Genomic DNA, 13,732 nt, shown 5'->3' on the forward strand with positions numbered 1-13,732 from the left:
CGCGACAAGGCGAATTCGGGAAAGGGCGGTGCCATCGGGCACCGCCCTTTCTCTTTGTGGCTACGCTTCCTTGTCGATCCGACGATGAAAATCGTCGATCACCCGACAAAAATATGTCACTCGCCTTCGTCGGCGTTCTCGGGCAGGTTGCGCGATAATATGCGGAGGGTGCCATGGCAAAGATCATCGTCTTCACGGACCTGCACATCGTCCCCGAGGGGAAGACCATCATCGGTCTGGACCCGTATGAGCGACTGCTGGCCGGTGTCGAACATGCGTTGCGCGTGCATCCGAATGCCGATCGGATTGTCCTGACCGGCGATCTGACCAACCGGGGTGATACGGAATCCTACGGCCGATTGAAGGAAATCCTGGACCGATCCCACGTGCCGGTGCGCCTGCTGATCGGCAATCACGATGAGCGCAAGACCTTTCAGCAGTGCTTCCCCGATATCGCCCGCGACCCGAAAGGTTTTGTGCAGAGCGCGGAGGATCTGGGCGACTGGCGGATGATCTATCTCGATACCCTGAACGCACCGCCCTATGTGTTCCCGGAGGCCTATAGCGGCTATCTGTGCAACAGCCGAATGGCCTGGCTGGAGGCGCAGCTGGCGGCCGCTGCGGACAGGAAGGTGGCGATCTTCATGCACCATCCGCCGCATGATGTGGGCTTCCCCGGCATGGACGAGATCAAGCTGAAGAATGGGGACGCCTTCTACGATCTGATCGGCCGTTTCGGAAATGTGCGGCACGTCGTCGCCGGGCATGTGCACCGGACCATCTCCGGGTCGCATCGAGGCGTTGCGTTCTCCGTGTTCAAAAGTCCCTGCCATCAGCAGCCGATGAACCTGGATTCGCATGATCTTTCGCTGTCGGTGGATGAGCCAGGCGCCTACGGAATCCTGCTGACCACGTCCTATGGCATGATCGTGCACACCGAGGATTACCAGATCGCCGTGGCGAATGCCCGATCCGATCAGGACGCCCTGGGTGCCGGGGCCGACGCGGCGGCCGAATAGACTTAGAACCCTTCCAGATTCAGGACTTGCCATCCCGGGCATAAACGCTAAATACAAAGAGGACTAATTTGGTACTCTTTGCGCAATCCGCGGGGTGCAGGATCGTGTTTCGGATTTCGAGGATGACGGATTACGGCGTCGTGCTGTTGAGCTACATGGCTCGGCGGCCGGATGCCCTGTCGACCGCGCCGGAACTGGCGGAACGAACGGCCCTGCCGGCACCGACCGTGGCGAAGATCCTGAAGGCCCTGGCCAAGGCCCAGGTCATCAAGGCGCAACGCGGCGCGCAGGGGGGGTATGCCCTGCAACGGCCGGCGGCGCAAGTCACCGTGTCGGAGATCGTGTCCGCCCTGGACGGACCGGTTGCCCTGACGGCCTGCGTCGACGGGTCGACGGACGATTGCAAGGTGGAAAATCTTTGCCCCCTGGCCGGTGGCTGGAACCGCATCAACACGGCGGTCCAGACGGCCTTGGACAGCGTAACCCTGGCGGATCTGATCGCGGACAGCGCGATGGTTCCGAGTTTCGAGGAAAGACCGGTGCGCGCAACCGCGCCGGCGGGACGGTAAGAGATGGCGACGACGGAAACAGTCCAGAAGGTGAGTGCGCTTGAGGCGGAAAAGTACCGCTATGGCTTCACCACGGAAATCGAAATGGATTTCGCGCCGAAGGGTCTGAACGAAGACATCGTGCGCCTGATTTCCGAGAAGAAGGAAGAGCCGGAGTGGCTGCTGGAGTGGCGTCTGAAGGCGTTTCGCATCTGGCAGGACATGCCGGAACCCGCCTGGCAGAAGCCGGACGTGCCACCGATCGACTATCAGGATCTGTACTATTATGCCGCGCCGAAGAAGAAGGACGGCCCGAAGAGCCTGGACGAGGTCGACCCCAAGCTGCTGGAAACCTACGAGAAGCTGGGCATCCCGCTGAAGGAGCAGGAAGTGCTGGCCGGGGTCGAAGGCGCGCCGAAGGTCGCGGTCGATGCCGTTTTCGACAGTGTGTCCGTCGCCACGACCTACAAGAAGGAACTGGAATCCCACGGGATCGTTTTCTGCTCCATTTCCGAGGCGGTGAAGACGCACCCGGATCTGGTGAAGAAGTATCTCGGTTCCGTCGTGCCCTATTCGGACAACAAGCATGCCTGCCTGAACTCCGCGGTCTTCACGGATGGCAGCTTCGTCTACATTCCGAAGGGCGTGAAATGTCCGATGGAATTGTCGACCTATTTCCGGATCAACGCGCAGGACACAGGCCAGTTCGAACGAACCCTGATCGTCGCCGATGAAGGGTCCTACGTGTCCTATCTGGAGGGTTGCACCGCGCCGATGCGCGATGAGAACCAGCTTCACGCCGCCGTGGTCGAACTGGTCGCGCTGGACGATGCGGAGATCAAATATTCGACGGTGCAGAACTGGTATCCGGGCGACGAGAACGGCAAGGGCGGCATCTACAATTTCGTGACCAAGCGCGCGGCCTGCCGCGGGCGGAACTCCAAGGTTTCCTGGACCCAGGTCGAGACCGGATCCGCAATCACCTGGAAGTATCCGAGCTGCATCCTGCAGGGCGACAATTCCCAGGGCGAGTTCTATTCGGTTGCGATCACCAACAACCGCCAGGAAGCCGATACGGGCACCAAGATGATCCATATCGGCAAGAACACGCGCTCGCGCATCATCTCCAAGGGGATTTCGGCGGGCCGAGCCGATCAGACCTATCGCGGACTGGTGCGGGTCATGCCGAACGCGGAAGGCGCGCGGAACTTCACTCAGTGCGACAGCCTGCTGATCGGCGATCAGTGCGGCGCGCATACCATCCCCTATATCGAAAGCCGCAACCCGACCGCACAGCTCGAACATGAGGCGACGACCAGCCGGATCAGCGAGGATCAGCTGTTCTATTGCCTGTCACGCGGGATCGGAGAGGAAGAGGCCGTGGCGCTGATCGTCAACGGCTTCTGCAAGGAAGTCATGCAGACCCTGCCCATGGAGTTCGCCGTCGAGGCTCAGAAGCTGATCGGCATCTCCCTGGAAGGCAGCGTCGGATAAGGATTTACGGAACCATGTCACTGTTGAAGATCGAAAACCTGACCGCGGAAGTCGACGGCAAGGAAATCCTGAAGGGCCTCAGCCTGGAGCTGAACGCCGGCGAAGTGCACGCCATCATGGGGCCGAATGGATCGGGGAAATCGACCCTGTCCTATGTGCTGGCCGGGCGTGACGGATACGAAGTCACCGGTGGTTCTGTCACCTATGACGGCAAGGATCTGCTGGCCATGGCGCCGGAGGAACGTGCCTGTGAAGGCGTCTTTCTGGCCTTCCAGTACCCGGTCGAACTGCCTGGCGTCGCCAACACGACCTTCCTGAAGCATGCCTTGAACGCGCGCAGGAAGTATCGCGGTGAGGCGGAACTGGACGCGCTGGAATTCGTCAAAGCCGTTCGCGGCAAGGCGAAGGAACTGAACATGCCGGACGACATGCTGAAGCGTCCGGTCAATGTCGGCTTCTCCGGCGGTGAGAAGAAGCGGAACGAAACGCTGCAGATGGCCGTGCTGGAACCCACGCTGGCGATCCTTGACGAGACCGACAGCGGTCTGGACATCGACGCCCTGAAGCTGGTGTCGGAAGGGGTCAACGCCCTGCGCAGCCCGGACCGCGCCTTCCTGGTCATTACCCATTATCAGCGCCTGCTGGACTATATCGTGCCCGACAAGGTGCACGTTCTGTCCGGCGGCAAGATCGTCAAGACCGGCGGCAAGGAACTGGCCCAGGAACTCGAAAAATCCGGCTATGCCGAATTCACCGGGGAGGCCGCATGACCGACAACGTCCTGCAGGATCTGCTGCGTCAGCGGGGCGCGCCGGGCCGGTTCGATGCCGGCGATGCGCTGCCGACCCGCAAGGCGGAGCAGTGGAAATACACCGACCTGAAGCGGCTGGAGAAGATCGGCTGGACGGTCTGGCTGGCCGAGGATGAACATGGCGTTGTCCGTCCGCCGGAAACCGGACTGGAGCTCGACGGCGCGATCGAACTGGTTCTGGTGAACGGTTTTCTGGACCGGGATCTGTCGATGCTGGACGACCTGCCTGCCGGCCTGTCGGTCGAGGCTGGCCCGACCGCCGACGCCTGGGGGGAAGGGTTCACGGAACGGCTGAGCGATGCGCTGGCGCAGGAGGAACTGACCATCCGCGTCGATCCGGGCCGGACCATAGAGGCCCCGGTTCACATTCGCCATGTGACCTGGGGTGCCGACAAGGATGCGGCCATCGCCCATGCGGCGCGGGTGACGATCACCGTCGGGGCAGACGCGGAAGCATGTATCGTTGAAAGTCACGTTACGGCCGAAGGGCGCGGTTTCTCCGCCCCCAGCCTGGGCGTCAGCCTGGATCGAGATTCGCGGCTGGGGCTCTACACGCTGCTGTCGGAGAAGGCGCAGTCGGCTCAACTGGCGCTGAGTGACATCGGCGTTGCGGAGAGCGCGGTGCTGGATTCCTTCGTTCTGGCGATCGGCGATGGATTGTCGCGCCGTGAAACGCGTCTGACCATGGCTGGCCAGTATGGCGAAGCGGCGTTGTCCGGGTCCTATTTCGGAACCGGGGACGCGCTGATCGACAATACGACCCATGTCACCCATGGCGCGGAAAACGCGACCAGCCGCCAGTTCTTCCGTGGCGTGCTGGACGGACATGCGCGTGGCGTCTTCCAGGGCAAGGTCCTGGTTCGTGAAGGCGCGCAGGGTACGGATGGCCAACAGCAGCACAAGGCATTGCTGCTGTCGCCCCATGCCGAGGTCGATGCCAAGCCCGAGCTGGAAATCTACGCCGACGATGTGCAATGCGCCCATGGCGCAACCGTCGGCGCCATTGATGCGGATCAGCTGTTCTACATGCGTGCCCGGGGCATCCCGGAGGATCGCGCCCGTGCCATGCTGACCGAATCCTTCCTGATCGAAGCGGTGGAGAAGATCGCCCGTCCGGCGATCCGCGACACCTTCCGGGATCTGCTGTCCGCGCGCCTGAATGGAGAGACGGCATGAACGATACGGTGCTGAAACCGACTGATATTCCCTATGATGTGGAGGCCTACCGCGCCGACTTCCCGATCCTGTCGGAAACGGTGCATGGCAAGCCGCTGGTCTATCTGGACAACGGTGCGTCGGCGCAGAAGCCGAAGGCGGTGATCGACGCCATGCGCGGTGCATTTGAACATTGCTACGCCAATGTTCATCGCGGCGCCTACGATTTCTCCGAACGCACGACAGCTGCCTATGAAGGGGCGCGTGAAACGGTTCGGGCTTTCCTGAATGCCAAAAGCGAGCGGGAAATTGTCTTTGCCAAGAACACGACGGAGGCGATCAATCTGGTGGCCCATTCCTTCGGCCGCGGGCTGCTGAAGGCCGGTGACGCCGTCGTGATTTCGGAGATGGAGCATCACTCCAACATCGTGCCCTGGCAGATGCTGCGCGATGAGAAGGGGATCGAACTGCGTTTCGCGCCGATTTCCGACGAGGGCGAACTCCTGATGGACCGCTTCGCGGAACTCTTGGACGAGAAGGTGAAGCTGGTTGCGATCACGCATGTCTCCAACGTACTCGGCACGATCACGCCGGCGGAGAAGATCGTCGACATGGCCCATGCGGTCGGCGCCAAGGTGCTGTTCGACGGCAGCCAGTCGGTCATGCATATGCCGATCGACGTTCAGGCGATGGACTGCGACTTCTACGTCTTCACCGGTCACAAGATCTATGGCCCGACCGGGATCGGTGTTCTGTACGGCAAGGAAGCCCTGTTGGACGCCATGCCGCCCTTCCTTGGCGGTGGCGACATGATTTCCTCCGTTACACTGGAGAAGTCGACCTGGGCGGAATTGCCGGCGAAGTTCGAAGCGGGGACGCCGCCGATCGTCGAGGCGATCGGCCTTGGGGCGGCCATCGACTATCTCACCGGTATCGGGCTGGAGCGGATCGCCGCGCATGAACGGGACCTGCTGTCTTATGCCATGCAGCGCCTTGCGGCGGTCGACAACCTTCGGGTCATCGGTACGGCACCGCACAAGACGGCCGTGATCTCCTTCGCGATGGGGGAGGCCCATCCCCATGACATCGCCACGATTATCGATCAGCAGGGCGTCGCCGTGCGCGCCGGGCACCATTGCGCCGAACCGCTGATGCACCGCATGGGGGTGGTCGGCACCGCCCGTGCCTCCATGGGCCTGTACAACACCCGCGCCGAAATCGACCGACTGGGCGAGGCGCTGGACAAGGTGAATGCGATTTTCGGGTAAGGACGAGACCGAGATGGACGACGGACGCGACGACAGAGACTACCTGACCGCCGAGAACGAGCCGCAAAGCGGCGCGGATCTGGTGCATCCCTATATGGGCATGTTCGGCGACGGCCCCGCCGCTGAGGAAGGCATGCAGGCTCTCGCCGGTCAGCCGCTGGCGGAAGGTGCTGGAACGGCCTCGCCGGAGACGGTGGAAGCGGCCTTGCGCACGGTTCACGATCCGGAAATCCCGGTGAATATCTATGACCTGGGTCTGATCTACTCCTGTGAGGTCGATGCCAAGGGCGATTGCGACATCCTGATGACCCTGACAGCCCCGGCCTGTCCGGTCGCGGGCGAGATGCCGCAGCAGGTCGCGGATGCGGTGGCGGCGGTCGAAGGCATCGGCGTGGTTACGGTGACGCTGACCTGGTCCCCGCCCTGGCGTCCGGACATGATGTCCGAAGATGCCAAGCTGGCTCTGGATTTATTCTAGAACCATTCCGATATAGAGTAGCCGACGGAAACGCCGAAAGAGGTCCCTGATGTTCGATCCGAGCAAACCCATCGTTAGCCTGACAGACGCCGCCGCGGATCGCGTCCGCTCGCTGATGAGCAAGGCGGGCGACGGCGTGATCGGCCTGCGTATCGGTGTCTCTTCCAAAGGCTGCTCCGGCCTGTCCTATGTCGTTGAATATGCCAAGGACAAGAAGCAGTTCGAAGAGGAAGTGGACGTCGAGGGCGCCCGTATCCTGATCGATCCGGCCGCAACCATGTTCCTGATCGGTGCCGAGATCGATTATGAGGAGAGCCGCCTGCAATCCGGCTTCACCTTCAAGAACCCGAACGAGACGGCCCGTTGCGGCTGCGGCGAAAGCTTCTCGGTTTCCTGATCCGGCAAATCCCTATTCGGTGACCGCCTGCCGGCAATGCGTCTCGCGCAGGATGATGGTTGCCAGCAAACCTATTCCATAGGCGACCAGCAGCGCGCTGAACGCCGCTTGGTATCCTGCGGCGTCATAGACCGGCGCGCCGTTCACCATCGTGCCGTCCCAGTTCTGATCCAGAATGACACCCAGCAGCGGCTGGAACAGGGCGCCGGATCCCACGACGAACATGTTGACGAAACCGAGGCCCGCGCCGGCACGGCTGGGTCGATTGGTCTCCCGCACGCAGGTGAAGGTCAGGATCATCGTGCAGCCGCCGATCCCGTTCAGGACGAACAGGGTCCGTATCGCCCAGGGCGACAGGTCCGGCGTGAAGATCATCGCCGCCATGGCCGTGCCACTGAGGGCGAAGCCGCCATAGATCAGTGGCTTGCGGCGCCCGATCTTTTCCGTTGCCAACCCGATCATCGGTCCGACCACCGCCCATCCGACGAAGATCAGCGAGGCGGATCCCGCGGCATCGGCGGGGGAGAAACCGTGCACCTGAATGAGCCAGGGCACGGCCCACAGGCCGGCGAAGGCCAGCATCGGGGCGGTCAGGGTGAACCCGATGATCGCGCAGCACCAACTGTCACGCCGGGCGAGTACGTCCCGGAAAGCCCCTTTGGATGCGCCGTTCGCGGCCGCCTTGCGTTCGGACGGGATCTCCTCCACGACCAGGAAGATCAGCACGGCGAGAACGGCCCCGACAATCCCGATGCCGATCACGGTCTCGCGCCAGCCGGTCGCTTCGACCACGAGACTCAGCGGTGCCTGTCCGGCGATGGCGCCGCTCATCCCGACACTTTGAAGAATCCCGATCAGGAGGCTGAAGCGCTGGGGCGGGAACCAGGTTGCCGCGATCGACATCGTGCCGACATAGCCGAAGGCGACCGCCGCGCCGATCATCGTCCGGCCGACGGCGGCAGGTGTGATTGACTCGGCGAGCGCGAAGACAAGGCTGCCGACGAGACACAGGGCCATTGCGCCGCTCAGGAGTCGGCGCGGGCCGAACCGATCCATCAGCACGCCGATCGGCATCTGCATCCCGGCATAGGCATAGAAGTAGAAGGCGCTCATCGCGCCGAGGGCCCCGGCCTGAACCTGAAACGCCCGCATCAGGTCGTCCGTCATGACGCTGGGGGCAACCCGCTGCAGGAAGGCATAGCCGAAGCAGGCGCATCCCAGTAGGAAGGCGGCCCAGGCGCGCAGGGAAGGGGAGGATGCCGTGGTCATGCACCGCTGTTACGACATCGCCGGGCCGGTTGAAAGTCTCGCCAACTGCTTGAGGCCGCACGGCCCGTCACAATTATGCGGATCATTCGGCAAAGATCGCGCTAGGCAGTGAAGATCGAGCGGCAGGTCCATCCGAGATAGGCCGCATAGCCGACCAGAAGGGCGCCCCCTTCCAGACGACAGAGCCGCCCGCCGGTCAGCGCGAAGCCAAGCATCGCAAGGGTGGCCGCGATCATGACCCAGATGTCGATCCGTGCAATCTCCACCGGGATTTCCAATGGGTGGACGATGGCGGTGACACCCAGAATGCCCAGCGTGTTAAAGAGGTTGCTGCCCAGAATGTTGCCAAGCGCGAGGTCCGTCTGACGTCGGACGGCCGCGACGATGGAAGCTGACAACTCGGGAAGGGACGTGCCGACCGCGACGATCGTCAACCCGATCAGCGTCTGCGAAAGCCCGGCGGATTCCGCCAGGTCGATGGCGCCCGATACCAGCATCTTGGCGCCGACAAGCGTCAGGACCAGCCCGAAGAAGGCGAGCCCGATTGCGACGGACAGGCGCTCAGGGCCGGGCTCCGCAATTTCGGATTCTGCCCTGTGCAGGTCATAGGCCGCATCCTGGACGCGCCGCTCGCGGGAGATCGTGTAGGTCAGATAGAGGCCCAGCAACAGGATCAGGCCGATCCCGTAGGGCCGATCCGCAAAGCCGACCAGAACGATGCCGAGACAGGCCGCGGTCGCAATGCATAGGGCGAGGCCATCCCGCAGGATTGCGTCGCGCGATGTGACGATGGGGACGATCACGGCCGTCAGTCCCAGGATCAGGAGAATGTTGGCGATATTGCTTCCGACCACGTTCCCGACCGCGATCCCGGGCGAACCGGCGAAGGCCGCCGCCACGCTGGTCACCAACTCCGGTGCGGAGGTGCCGAACCCGACAAGGGTCAGTCCGATCAGCAGGGGGGAAACGCCCAATCGGCGCGCTGTGGAGGCGGAACCGCGCACCAAAGCCTCTCCGCCTACGAAGAGGCAGACCAGACCGGCAACGATCAGAAGATAATCCATGGGAGGGCCTTCACATCCGGCGCGGCCCGGTGCCGCGCATGACCGACGCGGATATCGGTCGTCCTCGTCCGGTTACAAGCCTGTCACCTTAACCCGGATCAAATATATCCGCCCCAGGGAATTTTGCGATTGCGCCTGACCGCGGAAACTGTTGCCGGGTCTTTCCTTACGTGGAAGATTTTGAGGATAGCTGCGATAGGATTCTGTCCAGGGCCTTGCGGTCCTCGGCTGACAGATCGGCCAGCAATGCGCTCTCGAAGGCCAGTGCGTCCGGCACAATCCGCTCATACAAGGCGCGGCCTTCCTGGGTCAGGGCCACGGCGATCAGGCGGCGGTCCCGGTCGGACGAGGATTTTCGGACCAGGCCGGCCGCCTCCAGGCGCTGCAGCGCACGGGTCACCCGATACTTCTCGAGACTGACGCGGTCATGGATGTCGCGGACCGACAAGCCGTCGCGGTTGCCACCCAGATGCGCGAGGACCCGCCATTCGGCCTGACCGATGCCCTTCGGACCGTAAACCCGCGACAGGTCGCGCCCGACCCGGTCGGCGAGAACCGACAGCCGGTAGGGCAGAAACCTGTCGAGATCGAGGGGCATCGCATCTATTGACATTCGTTGCATTTGCAATGAAATCTATGCCGTGAACCTGTCGGGTAGGTCAACCCGCATGAAGGAAGGGGTTTTCGAATGGCCGGCAAGACGGACATGTTGAGCGGTTTCGGGAACGAGTTCGAATCCGAGGCGGTGGCAGGCGCTTTGCCGCAGGGGCGCAACAATCCGCAGCGCTGCCCGTTCGATCTCTATGCGGAACAACTGTCCGGTACGGCGTTCACGGCGCCGAATGCAGAGAACCGGCGAACCTGGCTGTACCGGTTGCGGCCAAGCGTCCGGCATTCCGGCCGCTTCTCGCGATACGATGCGCCTTACTGGAAATCCGCACCGCATCGACCCGAACATGACCTGCCGCTGGGCCCTTATCGCTGGAATCCCGTCGGGCGAAATTCGGAACCCCAGGACTTCGTGGATGCAATGCGGACCATGACGACGGCGGGGGATGCTGCGGCTCTCACCGGCATGGCCGCCCATGTCTTTGCGGCGGACCGGTCGATGGAAGACCGCTGTCTGATCAACGCCGATGCCGAAATGCTGATTGCCCCGTGGCACGGCCGTATGGAGATCGTGGCCGAGACGGGGCGGTTCGAGATCGCACCGTTGGAAATCGCAATTCTGCCCCGGGGCATGGCGTTCCAGGTGCGTCTGCCCGATGGTGCCGCCAGCGGGTATGTGCTGGAAAACTATGGTGCCCTTTTGCGTCTGCCCGACCGCGGTCCGATCGGGGCGAACGGCCTTGCCAATCCGCGTGACTTCAGGTCGCCGACCGCCTGGTTCGAAGATCGGGAAGCGCCGATGGAGTTGATCATGAAATGGGGGGGATCGCTGCACGTCGCGGAAATCCCGCAAAGCCCGTTCGATGTCGTCGCCTGGCACGGCAATTACGTGCCGGTGGCATATGACCTGAGGCGGTTCAACACGATGGGATCGATTTCCTTCGACCATCCCGACCCGTCGATCTTCACCGTTCTGACCTCTCCATCGGAAGTCCCCGGCACCGCGAATATCGACTTCGTGATCTTTCCGGAGCGTTGGTTGGTGGCCGAGGACACGTTCCGTCCCCCTTGGTATCACCGCAATGTCATGTCGGAATTCATGGGCAATTTGTGCGGTGCCTATGATGCGAAGCCCAACGGCTTCCCGCCGGGCGCCATGAGCCTGCACAACTGCATGATTCCTCACGGACCGGATGCCGGCGCCTTCAAGGCGGCCAGCACCGCCGATCTGAAGCCGCAGAAGCTGTCGGACACCATGGCCTTCATGTTCGAGACCCGATATCCGCAGTTTCCGACCCGTTTTGCGGCCGAAGATGCGCCGCCGCAGACGGACTACGCCGAATGCTGGGCCGGGATCGAAAAACTGTTCCCGGGTAGGTGACTCAGACCAGGGCCAGAACCACGCTCTGTAAGACCAGAACACCCAACCAGTGCAGGCCGTCGATCACCGTCAGCGCCGGCTTGTGACCCTGGAAGCTGTGATTGATTGTCATGGTCGTCATGACGATGCCGATCCAGAGCAGCAGTCCGAGGGCGATTGTCGGGCCCATCCCGCTTTCCGCGCCTGCCAGGATCGACAGCGTCGCGGCCAGGACAAACTGCCCGATGGCGGCAACGACAAAGGGCAGGATGGATTTCCGTTTCTCGATCTCTTCCTTCGTGGTCTCCAGGGCGGCCATCCAGCGGGTGCCCAGAACCGTGTAATAGACCGCGCCGAATACGTAGCCGGCGATGCCGGCTGCCAGCACGCCCAACCAGTCGATTGATCCGATCATTTTCCGATTTCCCCCACGAATTTGTCTTTCCGCGACTATCCGCCAACACCGTAGTGCGGTCCAGCTTGACGAGGGGTTTATGATATCCCAAACGGGCTCGTCCCGGTTTTTCCATGACCGAATGGGGAGGACTAGCGATGAGCGACCAACAGACTTTCGATTACATCATTGTCGGCGCGGGGTCGGCCGGTTGCGTGCTGGCGGCACGCCTGACGGAAGACCCGGAGACACGGGTTCTGCTGATCGAGGCGGGGGGCAGCGATTCCTCCATCTTCATTCAGATGCCGACCGCTCTGTCCATTCCGATGAACATGAAGAAATTCAACTGGTTCTTCGAGAGCCAGCCGGAACCGGGCATGGACAATCGCCGCATGCACACCCCGCGCGGCAAGGTGCTGGGCGGATCGTCGTCGATCAATGGTATGGTCTATGTTCGTGGCCATGCCTGCGACTTCGACGAATGGGAGGAGCATGGCGCGAAGGGCTGGGCCTACCGGAACTGTCTGCCCTATTTCCGCCGGGCGGAAACCTGGAAGGATCCGGACGGTCGGGACGCCGATGAATACCGCGGTGGCGACGGTCCGCTGGGGACCTGCAACGGCAATGAAATGCAGAACCCGCTCTACAAGGCGTGGATCGATGCCGGTGAGCAGGCCGGTTATGGCGTTACGGAAGACTATAACGGCCACCGTCAGGAAGGGTTCGGCCGGATGCATATGACCGTGAAGGACGGTGTGCGCTGGTCGACATCGAATGCCTATCTGAAGCCGGCCCGCAGCCGGTCCAACCTGACGGTCGTAACCGGGGCACTTACACACAAGGTCCTGCTGGAAGGCAAGAAGGCGGTCGGTGTGCGATACGAGGTCGGCGGTCGGATTGTCGATGCGACGGCAGTGCGGGAGGTCATCCTGTCCGCCGGTTCGGTCGGCTCTCCACAATTGCTGCAACTGTCCGGAATCGGGCCTGCCGATGTTCTGAAGTCGGCCGGTGTCGAGGTCGTCCATGACCTGCCGGGTGTCGGCAGCAACCTGCAGGATCACCTGGAAGTCTATTTCCAGTTCCGCAGCACGCAGCCGATTACGCTGAACGGCAAGCTGGATCTGTTCAGCAAGTTCCTGATCGGTGCGCGCTGGTTCTTCTTCAAGTCGGGTCTGGGTGCGACCAATCACTTCGAGAGCTGCGCCTTCATCCGTTCAAAGGCTGGCCTGAAATGGCCGGATATCCAGTACCATTTTCTGCCCGCCGCCATGCGGTATGATGGCAATGCGGCCTTTGACGGACACGGGTTCCAGGTGCATGTCGGACCGAACAAGCCCAAGAGCCGAGGCCATATTCACATCAATTCCGCCGATCCGGCGGCGAAGCCTTCCATCCTGTTCAACTACATGACGGAACAGGAGGACATCGAAGCCTTCCGTGCCTGCATTCGACTGACCCGCGAGATCATGGCGCAGCCCGCAATGGATCCCTATCGCGGTCCGGAAATCCAGCCAGGCGAGGACATTCGGGACGACGAAGCGATCGACGCCTGGGTGCGCCAGAACGCCGAAAGTGCCTATCACCCGTCCTGTACCTGCAAGATCGGGGCGGACGACGATCCGATGGCGGTCCTGGATCCCGAATGCCGCGTGCGTGGTATCGGCAATCTGCGCGTTGTCGACAGTTCGGTGTTTCCGACGATCCCGAACGGCAACCTCAACGCCCCGACAATCATGGTCGGGGAGAAGGCATCCGACATCATCCGGGGACGCGATCCGCTGCCGGCGTCAAACGCGCCGGTCTGGATCGCTCCGGATTGGGAAACGAAGCAGCGCGAGGGTACGGCGGTGCGATAGGTCCGCGCCG

General features: G+C 62.3%; 14 protein-coding genes. 10 read left to right on the plus strand and 4 right to left on the minus strand.

The features are described from left to right. Positions 1-173 precede the first annotated feature (173 nt). The 8 genes from R8L07_15115 to R8L07_15150 all read left to right on the plus strand — a co-directional run bounded on the left by R8L07_15115 (position 174) and on the right by R8L07_15150 (position 7,170). The gene (locus R8L07_15115) at positions 174-1,019 is read left to right on the plus strand and encodes a phosphodiesterase (protein ID MDW3206865.1); all 846 of its coding nucleotides are present in this window, start codon (positions 174-176) and stop codon (positions 1,017-1,019) included. A 104-nt stretch (positions 1,020-1,123) separates the two neighbouring features. After that, entirely contained in the window at positions 1,124-1,588 is a 465-nt protein-coding gene (locus R8L07_15120) for an SUF system Fe-S cluster assembly regulator (GenBank protein MDW3206866.1), read from the plus strand. Between the two features lie 3 nt (positions 1,589-1,591). Beyond that, positions 1,592-3,061, plus strand: a complete 1,470-nt coding sequence (gene sufB / locus R8L07_15125; GenBank protein MDW3206867.1) for a Fe-S cluster assembly protein SufB — start codon at positions 1,592-1,594, stop codon at positions 3,059-3,061. Positions 3,062-3,081: 20 nt separating this feature from the next. After that, positions 3,082-3,831 (plus strand): Fe-S cluster assembly ATPase SufC, encoded by a 750-nt coding sequence (gene sufC, locus R8L07_15130; protein ID MDW3206868.1) that lies wholly within the window; start codon positions 3,082-3,084, stop codon positions 3,829-3,831. Beyond that, complete coding sequence (gene sufD / locus R8L07_15135) at positions 3,828-5,048, plus strand: Fe-S cluster assembly protein SufD (GenBank protein MDW3206869.1); 1,221 nt, start codon at positions 3,828-3,830, stop codon at positions 5,046-5,048. Before sufC ends, sufD begins: the two co-directional genes overlap by 4 nt. Further along, positions 5,045-6,295, plus strand: coding sequence for a cysteine desulfurase (locus R8L07_15140; protein MDW3206870.1), 1,251 nt, complete (start codon positions 5,045-5,047; stop codon positions 6,293-6,295). The genes sufD and R8L07_15140 overlap by 4 nt, the downstream gene beginning before the upstream one ends. 133 nt (positions 6,296-6,428) lie before the next feature. Then, positions 6,429-6,773: a DUF59 domain-containing protein gene (locus R8L07_15145; protein ID MDW3206871.1), complete on the plus strand. Its 345-nt coding sequence runs from the start codon at positions 6,429-6,431 to the stop codon at positions 6,771-6,773. Between the two features lie 49 nt (positions 6,774-6,822). Beyond that, positions 6,823-7,170: an iron-sulfur cluster assembly accessory protein gene (locus R8L07_15150; GenBank protein MDW3206872.1), complete on the plus strand. Its 348-nt coding sequence runs from the start codon at positions 6,823-6,825 to the stop codon at positions 7,168-7,170. Between the two features lie 12 nt (positions 7,171-7,182). On the opposite strand, the gene R8L07_15155 is transcribed toward R8L07_15150, so the two are convergent. From R8L07_15155 to R8L07_15165, 3 genes are all read right to left on the minus strand, one after another. Continuing rightward, the gene (locus tag R8L07_15155) at positions 7,183-8,439 is read right to left on the minus strand and encodes an MFS transporter (GenBank protein ID MDW3206873.1); all 1,257 of its coding nucleotides are present in this window, start codon (positions 8,437-8,439) and stop codon (positions 7,183-7,185) included. Positions 8,440-8,540: 101 nt separating this feature from the next. Further along, positions 8,541-9,503 (minus strand): calcium/sodium antiporter, encoded by a 963-nt coding sequence (locus R8L07_15160; GenBank protein ID MDW3206874.1) that lies wholly within the window; start codon positions 9,501-9,503, stop codon positions 8,541-8,543. 166 nt (positions 9,504-9,669) lie between these two features. Next, positions 9,670-10,116, minus strand: a complete 447-nt coding sequence (locus R8L07_15165; protein ID MDW3206875.1) for a MarR family transcriptional regulator — start codon at positions 10,114-10,116, stop codon at positions 9,670-9,672. Between the two features lie 75 nt (positions 10,117-10,191). Between R8L07_15165 and hmgA the strand changes: the two genes are divergently transcribed. After that, positions 10,192-11,493 carry a homogentisate 1,2-dioxygenase gene (gene hmgA / locus R8L07_15170; protein ID MDW3206876.1) on the plus strand — a complete coding sequence of 434 codons (1,302 nt, stop codon included), beginning with the start codon at positions 10,192-10,194 and terminating at the stop codon, positions 11,491-11,493. Position 11,494: 1 nt separating this feature from the next. Here hmgA and R8L07_15175 read toward each other — a convergent pair whose 3' ends face one another. Beyond that, a complete protein-coding gene (locus tag R8L07_15175; GenBank protein ID MDW3206877.1) occupies positions 11,495-11,887 on the minus strand; it encodes a DUF1761 domain-containing protein in 393 nt (130 codons plus the stop codon). A gap of 137 nt (positions 11,888-12,024) precedes the next feature. On the opposite strand from R8L07_15175, the gene betA reads away from it, so the two are divergent. Next, entirely contained in the window at positions 12,025-13,722 is a 1,698-nt protein-coding gene (gene betA, locus R8L07_15180; protein ID MDW3206878.1) for a choline dehydrogenase, read from the plus strand. The last annotated feature ends 10 nt before the right edge of the window (positions 13,723-13,732 follow it).

The organism is Alphaproteobacteria bacterium, assembly GCA_033344895.1.
GTDB lineage: Bacteria > Pseudomonadota > Alphaproteobacteria > UBA8366 > Aestuariispiraceae > Pacificispira.